We start from the raw sequence: 18,995 nt of genomic DNA, 5'->3' as shown, positions 1-18,995 counted from the left end.
ACGTGCCCGATCCACCCCGTCGGATCGGGCCCGCACGGCCGTTACTCGGGCAGACGCAGATCCGGCTTCTCGAGTTCCTCGATGTTCACATCCTTGAACGTGATCACGCGGACATGTTTGACGAAGCGGGCGGGCCGGTACATATCCCACACCCACGCATCCGACATCCGCACCTCGAAATACACCTCTCCGTCGGCGTTCTGGGGGCGCAGCTCGACGGAATTGGCCAGATAGAAGCGGCGTTCGGTCTCGACCACATACGAAAACTGACCGACGATGTCCTTGTACTCGCGATACAGCGAGAGCTCCATCTCGGTTTCGTACTTCTCGAGGTCCTCGGCGCTCATGCCCGGACCTCGCTGATGCTCGACTCCGGCCGGACCGCCAGGGCGGCTGCGCCGATCGTTCGCTCGCTCATCGGGTGGAATGTCCTCCTTATTGCCACGATGCGTGTGCTCACATCATCTCGCATGGGCGGCATCGGCAGCCACTTGCCCGGTCGCCGGGGCGTCCGCACCGCGCACATTGCGCCACGACCGGCGGTGTTCATCGCTGGGCCCCAGTCGCGCCAACGCCGCCGTATGCTCCGGGGTGTTGTAGCCCTTGTGTGCGGCGAAGCCGTATCCGGGCAGCTCACGGTCCATATCGACCATCATTCGATCACGGGTCACCTTGGCGAGGATGCTGGCCGCCGCGATACAGGCCGCGGTGGCGTCACCGCCGATCACCGGCAGTGAGGGAACGCTGATCCCCGGCACCCGGAAGCCGTCGGTGAGGACATATCCGGGCCGCACCTCGAGGCCGGCGACCGCCCGGCGCATTCCCTCGATATTGGCGACGTGGATACCGATCGCATCGATCTCCCACGCCGGGATCACGACCACCTTCCAGGCCAGCGCCCGCCGCATGATGACCGGATACAGCTGCTCGCGCGCGGCCTCGGTGAGCCGTTTCGAATCATCCAGTCCCGCAAGGGAATCGTAGGCCTTGGGCGCCAACAGGCAGGCGGCCACCACGAGCGGGCCCGCACAGCAGCCACGACCCGCTTCGTCGACTCCCGCCACCGGGCCGAGACCACTGCGAATCAGCGCCGCTTCCAGCGTGCGCAGGCCACCGGCCCGCCGCATCACCACTCGCGGCGGCCAGTCGCCGACGCGGAGCGGAGGCCGGATGATCTTGCTGCCGTTACCGTTGCGCGTCGTGCGTCGCGATACTTCCGCCACTGCACCTACCGTTCGACTGTCCCGTGACTCGATTATCTCGCGCTGCGTATCCCGCTCAGTTCGTTTGCGGGTTCTGGGATCGCACCGGACCGATCCGGCTGGGTGGCCAGATCTTGAACACCGCTTTACCGCGCACATCGTCTATCGGCACGGTGCCGGAGTACTCGTCGTCCACGTGAGCCCGCGAATCGGCCGATTCGTTACGGTTGTCGCCCATCACCCACAAATGGCCATCGGGAACCTTGATCGGTCCGAACTCGCGACCGCGCGGATCGATCGACAGCCCACCGGCGACCTTGGTCGCATAGGGCAGACCCGGCTGATACGGATAGATGTAGTGGGCGTACGGCTCGTCGAGCGGCTTACCGTCGACCATCACCCGTCCTTGCGCATCGCAGCACTGCACGGTCTGACCGCCCACCGCGATCACGCGCTTGACCAGATCGTTCTCATCCGGCGGAACCAGTCCGAAGAACGAGAAGAAGTTCTGGACGCCGCGCACGGCGACATTGCTGGAGCGGTTGGAATGGTAGGACCGGTTCCAGGAACCGCTCGGGCCGACGAACACCACTACGTCACCCGGCTTCGGATCACCGAAGTCGTAGCTGAGCTTCTCGACGTAGATCCGATCGCCGGTGCAACCGGTGCAGCCGTGCAGCGTCGGTTCCATCGACTGCGACGGGATCACGTAGGGCCGGCCGATGAAGTTGACCACCAGCGCGGCGATCACCGCGGCGATGACGATCAGGATCGGCAGTTCCTGCCAGAAGGGGCGTTGCTTGCGTTTTCCGCCGCCCCGGCGCCGGCGTCGCGATGCGGACTCGTCCTTGCGTTCGTCATCGGCACGGTTGTCATCGGCTCGGCGCCGCGCCACCGACTCGCTTTCGTCTGCCACGCCGAACAGGTTATCCCGCAGCCGTGTTCGTCGTCTCCACCGGCGTTCCCCGAGCGGCGCGCAGGCGGGGCACCTCGAGCCATGTGCGCGCTTCGAAAAAAGGAAAACCCCCGGTCACAGGGACCGAGGGTCGAGCGTGAACGGGCAGAGCCCGAATGTTCAGCGCTTCTCCTTGATCTTGGCGGCCTTGCCGCGCAGATCGCGCAGGTAGTACAGCTTGGCCCGGCGGACATCACCGCGGGTCGCCACATCGATATGGTCGATGTTGGGGCTGTGAACCGGGAAGGTGCGCTCGACACCCACGCCGAACGACACCTTGCGCACGGTGAAGGTCTCGCGGATGCCACCACCCTGGCGGCGGATGACCGCACCCTTGAAGACCTGGATGCGCTCTTTGTTACCTTCGATAACCTTGACGTGCACGTTCACCGTGTCGCCCGGGCGGAAGTCCGGGATATCGGTGCGCAGCGACTTTTCGTCGACGAAGTCGAGGGTGTTCATTTCCGTCCTTTGGAAGTTCGCGTGAACAGAGGAACCTGGCGGCAACTGCTCGGCCGGTTCGTGCTCCGGATACGGTCGGTGCACCGGACTCGATCGCCCAGGGCAACCTGAGCATTGTGCCAGATCAGGACGGTGAACCGAAAATCGGCCCCCCGATTATCGCCGACCCGCCCCGTCAGTGCCCCGATCGCTCCGACCGATGAGCGGCTGTCTCGGCGCCGTCGGCCGACAGCGCCGCGGACGAGGGCGCACCGTCGTGCACGGTCGCGCGCGACGACCTCGATCGCAGATGTACCGGTGGCGCGGGCACCACGGTGCGGGCCAGCTCCGCCTCGGCGGCACTGCGCACATGGGCGACGTCCGGCTTACCCGCGACCAGGTCCTGAACGAAGATCTTGGCCCGGATCACCGGGCGCCGATAACGCCGCTCGCGGACGACGGCCCGATACATCAGGCGGCGGCGGTCACCGTAGCGCCAGCGCGCCCACGGCGCGCCGGGGCGGCTCAAACGCAGCGCACCGACGACCAGCAGCGGCAGGAAGAACATGCCGAACAATCCGGTCCAGATCTTGCCCTTCGCGATGACGACGGCGGCGAGCACCAGATTCACCAGCGCGAACATTCCCAGGAAACCGCGGCCCGCGGCGCTCGTATCGTGCCGGATGTCTTTGATGTCCAGCAGCCAGAGCGGATGAAATCCCAGCAGCAGCAGCCCGGTGACAGCGACGGCCACGAAGACCGCGTCGACCGATGTGCGGCCCTGTTCCTCCCAGTACACATCGCGCAGGTAGTAGATGAGCGCGAACTCGTCGAGTACCAGTGCCGCCCCGAGTCCGAAGGACGCGGCGAGGGCGGAGGTGGTGGCGACCCCGCTGCGATACGCGGCCACCAGCCCCAGTCCCGAGGCCAGTACCAGCACGACACCGAAGACCATGTGGTGGATGTGCACATCGCCGGCGCGCAGATTGCCCGGCCACCAACGCACCTGATTGCGGATCATCCGCACGCTCAGGCGGATCAGCAGGAATCCGACGATGAAGCCGAACAGGAAGCACAGCAACGGCAGCCGACCCTCCGCGAGGATCGAATCGTCGAGCCACCGTCGTAGAACCGCCATATCCCCTCGCTCGCGATGCCGGTCGAAGCCGGGTCCGCGGGCCGATCACCCGAACCCGGCCCGCACCCGCCATTGTCCAGCACCGCCCGGCGGAGTTCGGGCCGAAACCCGTGGAACTCCGCCGGCGAGAGCAGCGATCAGCGGCCGAATCCGGCGCGCCGCAACGCGTCGGCCATCGCTCCCGAAGGCTCGGACGCAGTGCGCCGCTGCTGGTTTCGGCCCTGTCCGCGATCCTGGCCGCCGCGTGCCTGATTGCCCTTGCCCGGCTGAGCGCCGCGCGGCTGACCACCGCGCCCCTGACCGCCACCGCGCTGCCCGGCGCCGCCCTTCTCGGCCTTGCCGGTGCCGGGCTCGTCGTCGAGCCGCAGCGTCAGGCCGATGCGCTGCCGGGCCACATCGACCTCGAGCACCTTCACCTTGACCACATCACCGGATTTGACGATCTCGCGCGGATCGCGGACGAAGGAGTGCGACATCGCCGAGACATGGACCAGACCGTCCTGATGGACGCCCACGTCGACGAAGGCGCCGAAGGCCGCCACATTCGTGACTACCCCCTCGAGCACCATGCCGGGCTTCAGATCGGCCACTTTCTCGACCCCGGCCGCGAATTCGGCGGTCTTGAACTCCGGACGCGGGTCACGACCCGGCTTCTCGAGTTCGGCGATGATGTCGGTGACGGTGGGGACACCGAAGGTGTCGTCGGTGAAATCCTGCGGCCGCAACGCGCGCAGCGCCCCGGAGTTGCCGATCAACCCGGGCACATCGCGACCGGTCGCCTCGAGGATGCGCCGCACGACCGGATAGGCCTCGGGGTGCACGGCCGAGGTGTCGAGCGGATCGTCGCCGCCACGGATGCGCAGGAAGCCCGCGCACTGCTCGAACGCCTTGGGCCCCAGCCGCGGCACACCCAGCAGACCGGTGCGGTTGCGGAACGGGCCGTTCTGATCTCGATGGGCCACAATCGATTCCGCGACCGAGGTGGCGATACCGGATACCCGTGAGAGCAGCGGCACCGAGGCGGTGTTGACGTCGACACCGACCGCGTTCACCGCGTCTTCGACCACCGCGCCCAGCGACCGGGCCAGCAGTGTCTCCGACACATCGTGCTGATACTGGCCGACGCCGATGGATTTCGGCTCGATCTTCACCAGCTCGGCCAGCGGATCCTGCAGACGACGCGCGATCGATACCGCCCCGCGCAGTGAGACGTCGAGATCGGGCAGTTCCTGCGAGGCGTACGCCGACGCGGAGTACACCGACGCACCGGCCTCCGACACCACGATCTTGGTGGGCTTACGGGCTCCCGGAGTCGCGCCGATCCGCGAAATCAGTTCCACGGCAAGGGCGTCGGTCTCGCGGGAGGCGGTGCCGTTTCCGATCGCGATGAGGTCCACCCCGAATCGGGCGACGAGGGCGCCGAGGACCGCGAGCGACTTCTCGGTCTGTCCCTGCGGCTTGTGCGGGTAGATCGTCTCTGTGGCGACCACCTTGCCGGTGCCGTCGACCACGGCCACCTTCACCCCGGTGCGGTATCCCGGGTCCAGGCCCATGGTGGTGCGGGTACCGGCGGGTGCCGCCAGCAGCAGATCCCGCAGGTTGGCGGCGAAGATGTCGACGGCATCCTTCTCCGCGGACTGCCGCAACCGCATCCGGATATCGATACCGAGGCTGACCTGCAACTTGGTCCGCCACGCCCAGCGCACGGTATCCAGCAGCCAGCTGTCGGCCGGGCGGCCCTGATCGGCGATATCGAACTTGCGCGCGATCCGCCCTTCGTAGATGGTGCGCGCACCCGGCTCCGGCTCGTCGGCATCGGGGTCCAGCGACAGGCTGAGCACATCCTCCTTCTCGCCGCGCAGCAGCGCGAGGATCCGGTGCGAGGGCAATGTAGCGAACGGCTCGCTGAACTCGAAGTAGTCCGCGAACTTGGCGCCGGCCTCTTCCTTACCACTGCGCACCCGGGAGGTGACCTGGCCGCGCTCCCACATCAGTTCACGCAGTTCACCGACCAGATCGGCATCCTCGGCGAACCGCTCCACCAGGATGGCGCGGGCACCGTCGAGCTGTTCGGTGGAGTAGCCGGCCGGATCGGTGGCGGGATCGCCGATGAGCGCGTCGGCGACCGGCTCGTGGCCGGCCTCTCGCGCGATCTGCGCCTTGGTGCGCCGCTTCGGCTTGTACGGCAGGTAGATGTCCTCGAGGCGGGCCTTGGTTTCGGCGAGCATGATCTGCTGCTCGAGCGCGGCATCCAGCTTTCCCTGACCGCGAATGGATTCCAGGATCGAGCCCCGGCGATCGTCGAGTTCACGCAGGTAGTGCAGCCGCTCCTCCAATTGCCGCAACTGCGCGTCGTCGAGGCCGCCGGTGACCTCCTTGCGGTAGCGGGCGATGAACGGCACGGTCGACCCGCCGTCGAGCAGCTCGACGGCGGAACGTACCTGTTCCTCGCGCACGGCGAGCTCATCGGCGATGCGACGGCCGACACTGGCTAGCCGGACCGTCGCGCCCCCTTCGGCGCGGGCGGGTGCTTCGGTGCTGACGGATTCGGAGGCTGTCGTCACGCTCGCTGACACTACCGTCGCTGTCCGACAGCGAGCCAAGTGGCGCGACCCGGATCTCGCTCGCCGCACCCCGACTCGGGGTAACAGATATCGCTGGTCGGCGAAAAACCGCTGGCCACAGCGTTGTCGAACAGCCGGCGCCCCCCTCGGGATCCGTCACCGGATATCGCGGCCGCACCCCGTGTCGGACCGCCCGCCGGGACCGATCGTCGCGCGGCGGAACAACGAGCGATACTCAAGCCGGTTCCCGCGCGGCGCACGGGGATCCGCGGCCCACTCCGCGGGCATGGGGACGAGTTCCGCTGCGGCAGTACGGTTTCGGCTATTCGGGCGGCAGCAGGTCGGGCCGACGGTCCCGGGTGCGTTCCTCGGACCGCTCCCGGCGCCACGCCTCGATCCGCGCGTGATTACCCGACAGCAGGATCTCCGGCACGTCCCATCCACGCCAGCTCACCGGCCGCGTGTAGCTCGGCCCCTCCAGCAGTCCGTCGGAGAACGAATCCTGTTGGTGGGATTGCTGATTGCCCAGTACGCCGGGAATGAGGCGGACCACCGCCTCGGCCATCACCAGCACCGCGGCCTCACCACCGATCAGCACGTAGTCACCGATGCTGACCTCTTCCACGCGCACCCGGCGCGCGGCATCGTCGAAGACCCGCTGGTCGATCCCCTCGTAGCGGCCACAGGCGAACACCAGGTGCGATTCGGTGGACCAGCGCTGTGCGGTGGCCTGGGTGAACGGCACGCCCGCCGGGGTCGGGACCACCAGCAGCGCCTCGTCCGGGCACACCTCGTCGAGTGCGTCCCCCCAGACCGTCGGTTTCATGACCATGCCAGGGCCACCGCCGTAGGGGGCGTCGTCGACCGACTGGTGCACATCATGGGTCCAGCGCCGCAGATTGTGCACATCCACCTCGACGATCCCCTTCTCGATCGCCTTGCCCAGCAACGCCGTTCGCAAGGGTTCGAGGTATTCGGGGAAGATGGTGACGACGTCGATGCGGAGGGCAGGATCGACGTGCGGCGCGGGATCGCCGGCTCCGGTGCCCATCGCTACTCCTCGTCCAGCAAACCTTCGGGTGGATCGATGACGATCAGCCGCTCGGCGATCGAGACGGTCGGAACGATCGCGGTGACGAACGGCACCAGGATCTCCCGGCCGCCGCGGCCACCGACGCCCTCGGCCGCCCGAATCGACAGCAGCTCGCCCGCAGCCGAATGCAATACCTCGTTCACGGTGCCGATCTCGGTCCCGTCGGTCAGTTGCACCCGCAGGCCCTCGAGTTCGTGATCGTAGAACTCGTCGGGATCCTCCGACGGCGGCAGATCATCGCTTTCGATGAGAAAGACGGTGCCACGCAACGCATCCGCGGCGGTCCGGTCGGCGACACCCTCGAGGCGCACGAGGAGCCGGCCCGAATGCTCTCGGGCCGACTCCACCGTGTATGTCTGCACCACGTCACTTCTCGGCGCCCGCCCCCGCAGGCGTGAGCCGGGAGCGAAACGGAGTTCGGGCTCGTCGGTACGTACCTCGACCACGAGTTCGCCACGCACACCGTGCGATTTGGCGACCCGCCCGACTACCAGTTCCATCTACTGATCGGTGTCGACCACGTCGACCCGGATGCCCCGGCCGCCGATTCCGGCGACCAGGGTGCGCAGCGCGGTCGCGGTACGTCCGCCGCGGCCGATGACCTTGCCCAGATCCTCGGGGTTGACATGCACCTCGACGGTGCGTCCGCGACGGCTGGTGATCAGGTCGACGCGCACGTCCTCCGGATTGGCGACGATGCCGCGCACCAGGTGCTCGACGGCATCGGCGACGACCGCACTCATTATTCGGCAGCCTCGGCGGCGGCCTCGGCTTCGCCCTCGGCGGCCTTCGACTTCTTCTTCTTGGGGGTCACGGCCTCGGCGACCGGCTCGCTGTCGGCGGCGGCCAGCGCGGCGTTGAACAGGTCGAGCTTGCTGGGCTTGGCCTCCTTGACCTTCAGGGTGCCCTCGGCGCCCGGCAGACCCTTGAACTTCTGCCAGTCACCGGTGATCTCCAGCAGACGCTTGACCGGCTCGGTGGGCTGCGCGCCGACACCCAGCCAGTACTGCACGCGCTCGGAATCGACCTCGATCAGCGAGGGCTCTTCCTTCGGGTGGTACTTGCCGACGTTCTCGATGGCGCGGCCGTCACGACGGGTGCGCGCATCGGCGACGACGATGCGGTACTGGGGGTTGCGGATCTTGCCCAGACGGGTCAGCTTGATCTTGACAGCCATGGCTGTGCCTATGCCTTTCGATGGCGGCCGCCCGTGGGCAGCCTGAGTGGTCACGGCCGCAATTCAGCAGCCCACACGGGGTGCGGGCCCGGTTTTGCGTTGAGTGTGTGACCGCCGCGCGGTACGTAACCGGAGACGGGCTGACACTGTCCTCAACACGGTGGTCACGGCATGGGCCGAGAGCGCCGACGAGGACGGTCGTTCATTCTGCCAGACGGGCGGTGTCCGAAGAAATCGCCCCGGGGCGCGCGGTTCACCGGTGGCCGGTGACCGGATCGCGGCCGGGGTACACCCGCCCCCGCAGCACGACGTACGCGGGCGCATCGAGCGCCGCACGGCCGCCGCGCGGATCGGTGCGATAGACGACGAAGTCGGCCGGTGCCCCGGGTTCGATCCCCGGGCGACCGAGCCATTCCCGAGCACCCCAGGATGCCGCGCCCAATGCCTCGTGCCGGGACAGCCCCGCACCGGCGAGGGCGTCGATCTCGTCGGCGACGCGGCCGTGGCGGATCGAACCGCCGGCGTCGGTGCCGGTGTAGATCGGCACGCCCGCGGCATGGGCGTCGGCCACGGTATCGCGGACCCGGCGGTGCAGATCGCGCATATGCGCGGCGTAGACGGGGAATTTGGCCGCCCCGTCGGCGATCTCGGGAAAGGTGTCGATATTGATCAGGGTCGGCACCAGAGCGGTGCCGTGGGTGACCATCATCTCGATGGTGTCGCCGGTGAGGCCGGTGCCGTGTTCGAGGCAGTCGATCCCGGCGCCGATCAATCCGGGCAGGGCGTCCTCACCGAAGACGTGCGCGGTGACGCGGGCGCCCTCGCGATGCGCGGCATCGATGGCCTCCTTCAGGATCGCATCGCTCCACAGCGGACGCAGATCGCCGACCGAGCGATCGATCCAGTCACCGACGATCTTGACCCAGCCGTCACCGAATCGGGCCTGTTCGGCAACGATATCGGGCAAGTCGCGCTCGTCGTCGAGCTCGATGCCCAGTTCGCGGATATAGCGTTTGGGCCGGGCGATGTGGCGGCCGGCGCGGATGATCTTCGGCAGCTCGTGATGGTCGTCGACGAACCGCGTATCGATGGGCGATCCGGCATCACGCAGAAGCAGCGCCCCCGCGTCGCGCTCGACCTCGGCCTGCGCGATCGCACCCGCCCGATCCTCGTGACCGCCGCCGTAGCGGATACCGACGTGGCAGTGGGCATCGACCAGTCCCGGCACGATCCATCCGGTGTCGCACAGGGTTTCGGCATCGCACACCGGCTCGTCGGAGATCACTCCGTCGCGCACCCAGAGGTCGCGGACCTCGTCGTCGGGAAGTACGACGCCCCGAAGATGCAGCCGCATATCGCCTCCTGGCCCCGTCGTCGGAATGATCCCGCCGAGATACAGCTCAGTTCTTGGGGAACTTCAGCTTCGACAGATCGAACCCCTCGAGGCCCGGCGGCAGTTCGTCGAGGCCCGCGGGCATATTCGACAGATCCGGCATTCCGGCCGCGGGCATCCCGGGCATTCCCGGCGGCATACCCGGCATCCCCGGGAAACCACCGCGCATCCCCTTCGGCGGAGTCGGGCCGCGCCCGCCCTTCTTGCCCTTCTTCCCCTTCTTGCCCTTGGTGTTGTTGCGGCGTCCGCCCGGCAGGCCCATCTGGCGGCCCATCGCCGCCATCATCTTGCGGGCCTCGAAGAAGCGGTCGACGAGCTGGTTGACATCGGTGACCGTGACGCCGGAGCCGTTGGCGATGCGCAGCCGGCGGGACGCGTTGATGATCTTCGGGTTGGCGCGCTCCGCGGGAGTCATGCCGCGGATGATCGCCTGCACCCGGTCGAGCTGTTTGTCGTCGACCTGGGCCAGCACATCCTTCATCTGACCGGCGCCGGGCAGCATGCCGAGCAGGTTGCCGATCGGGCCCATCTTGCGAATGGCGAGCATCTGGTCGAGGAAGTCCTCGAGAGTCAGCTCACCCGAACCGATCTTGCGGGCCGCTTCCTCGGCCTGCTGCTGGTCGTAGACCTGCTCGGCCTGCTCGATCAGGGTGAGCAGATCGCCCATACCCAGGATGCGGCTGGACATCCGGTCGGGGTGGAAGACGTCGAAGTCCTCGAGCTTCTCACCGGTGGACGCGAACAGGATCGGCACGCCGGTCACTTCACGCACCGACAGCGCGGCACCACCACGGGCGTCGCCGTCGAGCTTGGTCAGCACGACGCCGGTGAATCCCACACCGTCGCGGAAGGCCTCCGCGGTGGTGACAGCGTCCTGACCGATCATGGCGTCGAGGACGAACAGGGTCTCGTCCGGATGGACCGCATCGCGGATACCGGCGGCCTGGCGCATCAACTCCTCGTCGATGCCGAGGCGGCCGGCGGTGTCGACGATGACGATGTCGTAGTGGCGCCGCTTCGCCTCGTCGATACCGGCCTCGGCGACCCGGATGGGGTCGGCGGCCGTCACCCCGAGGGCATTGTCGCCCCCGCCGATCGAGGTGCCGGGATGCGGGGCGAAGACCGGGACGCCGGCTCGTTCACCGACCACCTGCAGCTGCGTGACGGCGCCCGGCCGCTGCAGGTCACAGGCGACCAGCAGCGGCGTGTGGCCCTGTCCCTTCAGCCATTTCGCGAGCTTGCCCGCGAGCGTGGTCTTACCGGCACCCTGCAGACCGGCGAGCATGATCACCGTGGGCGGGGTCTTGGCCAGCTGCAGCCGCCGGGTTTCGCCGCCGAGGATGCCGATCAGTTCCTCGTTGACGATCTTGACGACCTGCTGGGCCGGGTTCAGCGCGGCCGAGACCTCGGCCCCCTTGGCACGTTCCTTGATGCGGGCGATGAATTGCCGCACCACGGGCAGTGCGACGTCCGCCTCGAGCAGTGCGAGCCGGATCTCGCGCGCGGTCGCGTCGATATCGGCCGGCGACAGGCGTCCCTTGCCACGCAGATCCTTCAGGGCACCGGTCAACCGGTCGGAAAGGGATTCGAACACCGATCGCGCTCCTGGTCTTGTCGAGGGACGTCACTCGGTTTACCAGGGTACGGGCAACTCGGCGATCGGTGGATTCGCCCTGGGTAAGACCACGCCGAACGGTCAGGACAGCGCGTCGCGCCGCCGGCGTGGTGTGCGGCTGATGTCGTGCTGCTCACTGGCCACCAGATACACCGCTTCACGGGCGGTCAGGCCCAATTGCAGTGCCATGGCGTCCAATTCGGCCCACTCGGGCTGGCCATCGGCCAGGGCGCCGGCGAGGGCCATCGCCGTCACCGCCTGGGTACCGGTCAGGGTGCGACCGGGCAGCCAGGACACCACCCAGCGGTCACCCCCGACGCAACGCGCGATGTGCTGGGACGAATCACTGGTGATCATGGATGCGGACACGACTTCGACGGCCATCGACCTGCTCCCCTCAACGCACCCTCGCCGGATAGGTAGGCACTAGCAACAGTTCGAAGAGCTCGGATCAGGATCAACGTGACGATCCACACCGATAGTAGAGTGGCGAGCATCACATTCAGTGGAGGTTGTCACAACAATACGGTTAACCAATAAATGGCCAGTTGACCAGCTTCTTCACCAATCAGGCAATCGGTCGGTAAACCTAGCTGCCCTCCGCACCGCTGTCCGTTTCACTCGGCTTCTTCGGTTCCTGGTGCGGAACCACCCCCAGCAGCGCCCCCTCGATCTCCCGGCGCCGCGCCTCGGTATCTTCGCCGAGATCGAGACTGAAGGCGTCCACCACGACCGAGCCCATGGTCACCGCCTTGGCCCAGCGCACATCGGCGCCGTGCGCGGCGAGCACCGCGGCCAGCCGGCTGAGCAATCCGAGGCGGTCCTCGGCCCGCAATTCCAGCAGCACCTGACCGGGCCGATCGGTATCGGTCCAGATCACCCGGGGTTGGGCCTGCGCGTAAGGCCTGGTCCGCGAGGAGGTTTCGCGCTCCTTGTCGGCCAGCGCCGCGGCCAGCTTCAGATCACCGTTGATCGCCCGGATCAGTTCCTGCCGCACCAGGCCGGCATCGGGCGGATCACCGAATGTCGGGCTCACCACGAAGGTGTCGATCGCGATACCGTCCGTCGCGGACAGCGTCGCCGACAGCACCCGCAGCGAATGCAGGGCCAGCACGCCGGCCGCCTCCGACAGCAGACCGGGCGTATCGGGTGCGACCACCGTGACGACATGGGTGTATCGGCCGTCGCCGGCGCGCAGATCCACATGCACCCCACCGGCCGCGACCTTGTCCAGCACGGACAGGTCCACTGTCGCCGGGGCCGGCGAATCTCCGTGCGGGACAGGTTCACCCGCCATCGCCGACCGGGAACGACGCACCAGCTCGCCGATCAGCGAGGCCTTCCACTCACCCCAGACCCCCGGACCGGTCGCCAGCGAATCGGCTTCGGCCAGAGTGTGCAGGAGTTCGAGGACCTGGCGGTCACCGTCCAGGGTGTCCACGACGCGGGCCGCCGTCGCCGGGTCGGCGAGATCGCGACGGGTCGCGGTCTCGGGCAGCAGCAGATGATGCCGCACGATCATCGCGAGACTGTCCACGTCGGCGGGCCACAGTCCCAGCCGACGGCCGATCCGGGTGGCCAGTTCGGCGCCGACCACACTGTGATCCTCCGCGCGCCCCTTGCCGATATCGTGCAGCAGCGCGCCGAGCAGCAGCAGATCCGGGCGGGCGACTCGGGTGCTCAGCGCGGTGGCGTAGGCGACCGTCTCCACCAGGTGACGGTCCACGGTCCAGGTGTGCACGGCATCGCGCGGGGGCAGGTCCCGGACCGCACCCCACTCCGGAAACAGCCTGCCCCACAGGCCTGTCCGGTCCAGTGCCTCGATCGCGTCGATGGTGGCGCGACCGGACCCCAGCAGCACGAGCAGATCGTTGAGCGCCTCGCGCGGCCACGGTTCCCGTAGTTCGGGGGCATCCTCGGAGAGCCGATTGAGGGTGGTCGCCGACATCGGCAGACCGGTACGCGCGGAGGCGGCCGCCACCCGCAGGATCAGGCCGGGATCGCGTTGTGGTCGCGCGTCACGAGCAAGCACCACCTCTCCCGCGTGTTCGACCACGCCCTCGTCCAGCGGGCGGCGCACCGGCAGCCGCCGCAGCCGGGCCAGACCGCGCCGGGGCAGCGCGTTTCCGGCGGTGCGCACGCCGACGTCCACCGAGTAGACAACCGTGCGTGCCGCATCGCTGAGCGTGCGGGCCAGATCGAATCGATCGCCGATGCGCAGCGCGGCGCCGATCTCGTCGGCGTCCTGGGCCCGCAACTGGTCCCGGGAGCGACCGGCCACCCGATGCAGTTCGGTGCGCACGTCCAGCAGACGGCGATGGGCGGCGTCGAGTCCGCCGCCGGGCACATCGGGGCCCAAGCCCGGCATCGCGTCGGTCAACTGGGCGATGGCCAGCGCGTCGAGCAGCTGAATATCGCGTAGTCCGCCGCGGCCGCTCTTGAGGTCGGGTTCGGCGCGATGGGCGACCTCACCGTTGCGCTTCCAGCGCGCCTGCGCCTGTTCGACCAGTTCGCCGAACCGAGAACGGATTCCGGTCCGCCATTCGCGCCGGACGCCGCCGATGAGCAGATTGCTCAGCTCGGCGTCTCCGACGATGTGCCGGGCGTCGAGCATGCCCAGCGCGGCGGTGAGGTCCTCGGCGGCCACTCGCAGGGCCTGCGGCACCGTGCGCACACTGTGGTCGAGTTTGATGTGCGCGTCCCACAGCGGGTACCAGAGCCGATCGGCCACCTCCGCGACCCGTTCGGGATCCACATCGTCGTGCAGCAGCACCAGATCCAGATCCGAATAGGGCAGCATCTCCCGTCGTCCCAGGCCACCGACGGCCACCACGGCCAGTCCGCTGTCGGCGGTGATGCCCAGCTCGGCCCCCTTGCTGGTCAACCACAGATCGTGCAGGTCGACCAGTGCCTGCCGCAGCGCGTCGGCGCCCAGGCGCGGGCGACGCGCGTCTCCGCTGCCCAGCAGTTGATCTCGCGCGGCCACCAGATCCTTGGCGCCGTCGGACAATTCGTCTGCACTCATACCCGCAACCACCACCCGTTCATGCGGGCAGCCCCGTCCCCGGCCGACAACCGGCAGGGAACGGGGCTGCCCGAATCTCTCATCTCCTACAGTGCGTCGCCACCGCGTTCACCGGTTCGGACCCGGATCACCGATTCGACGGGCGTTACCCAGACCTTGCCGTCACCGATCTTGCCGGTCCGGGCGGCCTCGACGATCACCTCGACGACCTTCTCCACCGATGCGTCGTCCACGACCACCTCGACCCGGACCTTCGGCACGAAATCCACCGAATACTCGGCACCGCGGTAAACCTCGGTGTGCCCCTTCTGCCGGCCGTACCCCTGGACCTCGCTGACCGTCATACCCAGCACACCGGCCTGCTCGAGCCCCGACTTGACGTCCTCGAGCGTGAACGGTTTGACGATTGCAGTGATCAGTTTCATTGCGTCATGCCTCCTTGACGGCGGTACGTGCCGTGCCACCCACAGCAGCGAAATCGTATGACGTCTCCGCGTGCTCCGACTCGTCCATACCCTGGAACTCCTCTTCTTCGGAGGCCCGGATACCGATCGTGTACTTGATGATCAGACCCAGAATCAGTGAGACGACGAAGGAGAACGCGAGCACGGTGAAGGCCCCGACGGCCTGCTTCCCGAGCTGATCGAAACCGCCGCCGTAGAACAAGCCCTTCGCGCCCGAAGCGCCCGCGCCGGATTCCGGAGCCAGGAACAGACCGATGAGCAGCGTACCGACCACACCACCGACCAGGTGCACACCCACCACGTCGAGCGAGTCGTCGAAACCGAGTTTGAACTTCAGTCCCACCGCCAGGGCGCACAGCACACCGGCGACCGCGCCGATGACCAACGCGCCGAGCACGTTCACCGACGAGCAGGACGGCGTGATCGCGACCAGACCGGCGACGATGCCCGACGCGGCGCCGAGGCTGGTGGGCTTGCCGTCGCGGAACTTCTCCACCACCAGCCAGCCGATCATCGCGGCACAGGTGGCGAAGGTGGTGGTCAGGAAAGTGGAACCGGCCAGTCCGTTGGAGCTCACCGAGGAACCGGCGTTGAAGCCGAACCAGCCGAACCACAGCAGACCGGCGCCGAGCATGACGAAGGGCAGGTTGTGCGGGCGCATCGGCGTCTTGGGCCAGCCCTTACGGCGACCGAGTACCAGGCACAGCGCCAGACCCGCGGCACCGGCGTTGATGTGGACCGCGGTACCACCGGCGAAGTCGATGGCCTGCAACTTGTTGGCGATCCAGCCGCCGTGGTGGACGATGTTGCCCGCCGCGTCCTTGACGTCGAAGTCGAAGACCCAGTGCGCGACCGGGAAGTAGACCACGGTCGCCCACACGATGGAGAAGACCACCCACGCCCGGAACTTCATGCGATCGGCGACCGCGCCGGAGATCAGCGCGACCGTGATGATCGCGAACATCAGCTGGAATGCGACGAACACCGTCATGGGGATGGTGCCCGCCAACGGGATGTTGACCTGATCCACCGCGGCCGCACCGGTCGACGGGTCGGCGGGACTGGCCTTGACGGCATTGGCGCCGATCAAGCCCTTGAGTCCGAAGAACTGACCGGGATTGCCGATCAGGCCGAATTTGTTGTCGCCGAACGCCTCGGAGAAGCCGTACAGCGCCCACAGGACGCCGACGACGCCCATCGCGCTGATGCTCATCATGATCATGTTGAGCACATTCTTCGAACGGACCATACCGCCGTAGAAGAACGCCAGCCCCGGGGTCATCAACAACACGAGCGCGGAGCTCGCCAGCATCCATGCGGTGTCGCCGGTGTCGGGCACACCGAGCAAGGGATACGCCACCTTGATCCTCCTCATCTCGGGCCCGGCCGAAACTGCGGCAACGAGCCTGCACGCAAGGGTCGCCATCTGGTGTTTCATCCGTGCCGCCGCGATGTTTCGCATGCGTGAACGGATCCGTCCACCGTGTTGCTTCCAGGTTTCACGGCGCACACAGAAGTGTCGTGCTCACCGTGAGGGGTGGGTCGAAATGAGGAGGAACTGCCGTTTCAGCTCGGCGTTTCGCGCCGGGCGCGAGGGGCGCGCACGCGCCGGGCGGTCACGACGGGATGTGGCTAGCCGAGCAACGCGTCGACGAAGGCGGAGGGTTCGAAGGGGGCCAGATCGTCGGCGCCCTCGCCGAGCCCGACCAGTTTCACCGGCACGCCGAGTTCGTGCTGCACCTGGAAGACGATGCCGCCCTTGGCGGTGCCGTCGAGTTTGGTGAGTACCACGCCGGTGATGTCGACGACCTCGGCGAAGACCCGGGCCTGGGTCAGCCCGTTCTGGCCGACGGTGGCGTCGAGCACCAGCAGCACCTCGTCCACCGCGGCCTTCTTCTCCACCACGCGCTTGACCTTGCCCAGCTCGTCCATCAGGCCGGTCTTGGTGTGCAGCCGGCCTGCGGTGTCGACCAGGACAGCGTCGACCCCCTCGGTGATACCGGTGGTGACCGCGTCGAAGGCGACCGAGGCCGGGTCGGCGCCCTCCCGGCCGCGAACGGTGTCGGCGCCGACCCGTTCACCCCAGGTCTGCAGCTGGTCGGCGGCGGCCGCGCGGAAGGTGTCGGCGGCGCCGAGCAGCACCCGGCGTCCGTCGGCGACCAGCACGCGGGCGAGTTTGCCGGTGGTCGTGGTCTTGCCGGTGCCGTTGACACCGACGACCAGCAGGATCGACGGATGGTCGGCATGGGGCAGTGCGCGGATGGAACGGTCCAGTTCCGGACGCAGTGCCTCGATCAGTACATCGCGCAGCACCTGCCGGGCCTGTTCGGCGGTCCGCACGCTGCGGGCCGCCATCTCCTGACGCAGCCGCTCCACGACCGTCGTGGTGACCGAGGTGCCGAGGTCGGCCATGACCAGGGTGTCCTCGACCTCCTCCCAGGAGTCCTCGTCGAGGTCACCGCCACCGAGCAGGCCGAGCAGACTCTTGCCGACCGCGTTCTGCGAGCGGGACAACCGCCCGCGCAGGCGGGTCAGGCGCCCGGCGGTGGGTTCGATCTCCTCGACCGCCGGCGCGGTATCCGGCGTTTCGACGGGCGCCGGCGATACGACGGCACCGTTCGGCGACGGCGGCGCGACCGGGGCGGCTTCCACCGGCGCCGGCACGGTCTCGGTCGTGGTCGACTCGGCCGGGGTCACCTCGCTCGCCGCGGTGTCCGCGGGGGCGGCGGGTTCGACCGGCGCCACCGGATCCGACGGCTCGGCGGTGGTCTCGGGCTCGATGACCGGCGTCGAGCCGCTCGCCCCGTCGGCCGGCCGATCGGTGACGGTTTCCGGTTCCGGCAACCGCACGTCGGTGATGGTCCGTCGGGCCGAGTCGCGTGGGATGGCGGCGTCGTCGCCGACGTGCGGCTGACCTTCGTCGTCGGTGCGCTCGATCGGCACCGGTTCGGGACGCGGCGGGGTCAGGGTGCCCGAGCCCGCACCTCCCTGACTGAAGTTGAAGCCACCGGATGCGGTGTAGCCACCCGACCGGTCGGTCAGTTCCTTGTCCTGGTCCGCGGCCGCTGCAATGCTGACCCGGCGACGCTTGTACAGGACGAATCCGGCAACGAACGCCACCAGCAGTACGGCGGCGATCGCGGCGATCAGAATCCAGGCTTGCGCATTCACGGCCCCCATCCTGTCAGAACGCGGAGACCGGCTCGCGCCGCGGCAGGTCCGCGGCGCCGCGTCCGCGCTCGTGCCGCCCGGGCCGGCACCCGAACCGATCGCCTGAGGTCAGCACGCCGGCCGGGCCGCCGCGACCGGACGGGCGCACCGCGGGCGGCGGCCCGCGGCGATCCGAGGCGCCGGCGCGCACGGGCGGGCCCCGGCCGGAATCCGAAAGGAATTTCGGCCGCCCCGACACGCCGACGACGTCGGCCGATACACCTGTTCGGCCGCGCATCGCGGCGGGTGTGCGGATGCCAACTGCCCAAGGCGCGGCGAATCCAACACAGAGACAATAGGATCGGCGATGTGACCGATCGAAATGTGCTTGGGGGACCGTTGGAGGAGTGTGGCACCGATCCTCTCACCGGCTTCTACCGGGACGGGTGCTGCAGCACCGGCCCCGAGGATCTGGGTAGCCACACCGTCTGCACCGTTGTGACTCAGGAATTCCTGGAGCACCAGAAATCGATCGGCAACGATCTGCTGACACCACGTCCGGAGAACAACTTCCCCGGCCTGCAACCGGGCGACCGCTGGTGTGTGGTCGCGGTGCGCTGGCTGCACGCCCACGAGGACGGGGTGGCCGCCCCGGTGGTCCTGGCGGCCACCCACGAGGACGCCCTCGAGGTCGTGCCCATGGAAACCCTGCGCAAATACGCGGTCGACGTCCCCGACGACGTCAGCGATCTGCTCTGACCCCCTTCCTCACGCCCCC

The 18,995-nt window shown here is 68.0% G+C and carries 18 protein-coding genes; 1 reads left to right on the top strand and 17 read right to left on the bottom strand.

Going from position 1 to position 18,995, the window contains the following annotated elements:
• Nucleotides 1-41 precede the first annotated feature (41 nt).
• From LKD76_RS10460 to ftsY, 17 genes are all read right to left on the bottom strand, one after another.
• A complete protein-coding gene (locus LKD76_RS10460; protein WP_011210678.1) occupies nucleotides 42-347 on the bottom strand; it encodes a DUF2469 domain-containing protein in 306 nt (101 codons plus the stop codon).
• Nucleotides 348-461: 114 nt separating this feature from the next.
• Nucleotides 462-1,172: a ribonuclease HII gene (locus tag LKD76_RS10455; protein WP_308188623.1), complete on the bottom strand. Its 711-nt coding sequence runs from the start codon at nucleotides 1,170-1,172 to the stop codon at nucleotides 462-464.
• A 106-nt stretch (nucleotides 1,173-1,278) separates the two neighbouring features.
• Nucleotides 1,279-2,118, bottom strand: a complete 840-nt coding sequence (gene lepB, locus LKD76_RS10450) for a signal peptidase I (RefSeq protein WP_227980833.1) — start codon at nucleotides 2,116-2,118, stop codon at nucleotides 1,279-1,281.
• A gap of 159 nt (nucleotides 2,119-2,277) precedes the next feature.
• On the bottom strand, nucleotides 2,278-2,619 hold the full coding sequence (rplS, locus tag LKD76_RS10445) for a 50S ribosomal protein L19 (protein WP_227980832.1): 342 nt from the start codon (nucleotides 2,617-2,619) through the stop codon (nucleotides 2,278-2,280).
• 175 nt (nucleotides 2,620-2,794) lie between these two features.
• On the bottom strand, nucleotides 2,795-3,736 hold the full coding sequence (locus LKD76_RS10440) for a hypothetical protein (RefSeq protein ID WP_227980831.1): 942 nt from the start codon (nucleotides 3,734-3,736) through the stop codon (nucleotides 2,795-2,797).
• A gap of 137 nt (nucleotides 3,737-3,873) precedes the next feature.
• The gene (locus LKD76_RS10435) at nucleotides 3,874-6,210 is read right to left on the bottom strand and encodes a Tex family protein (RefSeq protein ID WP_227985187.1); all 2,337 of its coding nucleotides are present in this window, start codon (nucleotides 6,208-6,210) and stop codon (nucleotides 3,874-3,876) included.
• Between the two features lie 412 nt (nucleotides 6,211-6,622).
• Nucleotides 6,623-7,351, bottom strand: coding sequence for a tRNA (guanosine(37)-N1)-methyltransferase TrmD (trmD, locus tag LKD76_RS10430; RefSeq protein ID WP_227980830.1), 729 nt, complete (start codon nucleotides 7,349-7,351; stop codon nucleotides 6,623-6,625).
• Between the two features lie 2 nt (nucleotides 7,352-7,353).
• Nucleotides 7,354-7,893, bottom strand: a complete 540-nt coding sequence (gene rimM / locus LKD76_RS10425; RefSeq protein ID WP_227980829.1) for a ribosome maturation factor RimM — start codon at nucleotides 7,891-7,893, stop codon at nucleotides 7,354-7,356.
• On the bottom strand, nucleotides 7,894-8,136 hold the full coding sequence (locus tag LKD76_RS10420; RefSeq protein ID WP_025351752.1) for an RNA-binding protein: 243 nt from the start codon (nucleotides 8,134-8,136) through the stop codon (nucleotides 7,894-7,896).
• On the bottom strand, nucleotides 8,136-8,570 hold the full coding sequence (gene rpsP, locus LKD76_RS10415; protein ID WP_227980828.1) for a 30S ribosomal protein S16: 435 nt from the start codon (nucleotides 8,568-8,570) through the stop codon (nucleotides 8,136-8,138). Before rpsP ends, LKD76_RS10420 begins: the two co-directional genes overlap by 1 nt.
• A 253-nt stretch (nucleotides 8,571-8,823) precedes the next feature.
• Nucleotides 8,824-9,924: an amidohydrolase family protein gene (locus LKD76_RS10410; protein WP_227980827.1), complete on the bottom strand. Its 1,101-nt coding sequence runs from the start codon at nucleotides 9,922-9,924 to the stop codon at nucleotides 8,824-8,826.
• A 46-nt stretch (nucleotides 9,925-9,970) separates the two neighbouring features.
• Nucleotides 9,971-11,557 (bottom strand): signal recognition particle protein, encoded by a 1,587-nt coding sequence (gene ffh, locus LKD76_RS10405; protein WP_227980826.1) that lies wholly within the window; start codon nucleotides 11,555-11,557, stop codon nucleotides 9,971-9,973.
• A 102-nt stretch (nucleotides 11,558-11,659) separates the two neighbouring features.
• Nucleotides 11,660-11,962 (bottom strand): hypothetical protein, encoded by a 303-nt coding sequence (locus LKD76_RS10400; RefSeq protein WP_227980825.1) that lies wholly within the window; start codon nucleotides 11,960-11,962, stop codon nucleotides 11,660-11,662.
• A gap of 205 nt (nucleotides 11,963-12,167) precedes the next feature.
• Nucleotides 12,168-14,603: a [protein-PII] uridylyltransferase gene (locus LKD76_RS10395; RefSeq protein ID WP_227980824.1), complete on the bottom strand. Its 2,436-nt coding sequence runs from the start codon at nucleotides 14,601-14,603 to the stop codon at nucleotides 12,168-12,170.
• A gap of 86 nt (nucleotides 14,604-14,689) precedes the next feature.
• Nucleotides 14,690-15,028, bottom strand: a complete 339-nt coding sequence (locus tag LKD76_RS10390) for a P-II family nitrogen regulator (RefSeq protein WP_227980823.1) — start codon at nucleotides 15,026-15,028, stop codon at nucleotides 14,690-14,692.
• Between the two features lie 4 nt (nucleotides 15,029-15,032).
• The gene (locus tag LKD76_RS10385) at nucleotides 15,033-16,442 is read right to left on the bottom strand and encodes an ammonium transporter (protein WP_227980822.1); all 1,410 of its coding nucleotides are present in this window, start codon (nucleotides 16,440-16,442) and stop codon (nucleotides 15,033-15,035) included.
• Nucleotides 16,443-16,699: 257 nt separating this feature from the next.
• Nucleotides 16,700-18,247: a signal recognition particle-docking protein FtsY gene (ftsY, locus tag LKD76_RS10380; protein ID WP_255659886.1), complete on the bottom strand. Its 1,548-nt coding sequence runs from the start codon at nucleotides 18,245-18,247 to the stop codon at nucleotides 16,700-16,702.
• Nucleotides 18,248-18,586: 339 nt separating this feature from the next.
• On the opposite strand from ftsY, the gene LKD76_RS10375 reads away from it, so the two are divergent.
• A complete protein-coding gene (locus tag LKD76_RS10375; RefSeq protein WP_227980820.1) occupies nucleotides 18,587-18,976 on the top strand; it encodes a DUF2237 family protein in 390 nt (129 codons plus the stop codon).
• Nucleotides 18,977-18,995: the final 19 nt, after the last annotated feature.

Origin of the sequence: Nocardia spumae, from assembly GCF_020733635.1 — a bacterium.
GTDB lineage: Bacteria > Actinomycetota > Actinomycetes > Mycobacteriales > Mycobacteriaceae > Nocardia > Nocardia spumae.
The sequence above is the reverse complement of the archived record's forward strand: the minus strand, read 5'-3'. Positions and strand labels throughout refer to the sequence as shown.

What these genes read in the sequence shown, in the direction of transcription:
- LKD76_RS10460 (WP_011210678.1), bottom strand. Translation starts at nt 347, where the DNA reads ATGAGCGCCGAGGACCTCGAGAAGTACGAAACCGAGATGGAGCTCTCG.
- rplS (WP_227980832.1), bottom strand. Translation starts at nt 2,619, where the DNA reads ATGAACACCCTCGACTTCGTCGACGAAAAGTCGCTGCGCACCGATATC.
- LKD76_RS10440 (WP_227980831.1), bottom strand. Translation starts at nt 3,736, where the DNA reads ATGGCGGTTCTACGACGGTGGCTCGACGATTCGATCCTCGCGGAGGGT.
- trmD (WP_227980830.1), bottom strand. Translation starts at nt 7,351, where the DNA reads ATGGGCACCGGAGCCGGCGATCCCGCGCCGCACGTCGATCCTGCCCTC.
- rimM (WP_227980829.1), bottom strand. Translation starts at nt 7,893, where the DNA reads ATGGAACTGGTAGTCGGGCGGGTCGCCAAATCGCACGGTGTGCGTGGC.
- LKD76_RS10420 (WP_025351752.1), bottom strand. Translation starts at nt 8,136, where the DNA reads ATGAGTGCGGTCGTCGCCGATGCCGTCGAGCACCTGGTGCGCGGCATC.
- rpsP (WP_227980828.1), bottom strand. Translation starts at nt 8,570, where the DNA reads ATGGCTGTCAAGATCAAGCTGACCCGTCTGGGCAAGATCCGCAACCCC.
- LKD76_RS10410 (WP_227980827.1), bottom strand. Translation starts at nt 9,924, where the DNA reads ATGCGGCTGCATCTTCGGGGCGTCGTACTTCCCGACGACGAGGTCCGC.
- LKD76_RS10400 (WP_227980825.1), bottom strand. Translation starts at nt 11,962, where the DNA reads ATGGCCGTCGAAGTCGTGTCCGCATCCATGATCACCAGTGATTCGTCC.
- LKD76_RS10395 (WP_227980824.1), bottom strand. Translation starts at nt 14,603, where the DNA reads ATGAGTGCAGACGAATTGTCCGACGGCGCCAAGGATCTGGTGGCCGCG.
- LKD76_RS10390 (WP_227980823.1), bottom strand. Translation starts at nt 15,028, where the DNA reads ATGAAACTGATCACTGCAATCGTCAAACCGTTCACGCTCGAGGACGTC.
- LKD76_RS10385 (WP_227980822.1), bottom strand. Translation starts at nt 16,442, where the DNA reads ATGAGGAGGATCAAGGTGGCGTATCCCTTGCTCGGTGTGCCCGACACC.
- ftsY (WP_255659886.1), bottom strand. Translation starts at nt 18,247, where the DNA reads ATGGGGGCCGTGAATGCGCAAGCCTGGATTCTGATCGCCGCGATCGCC.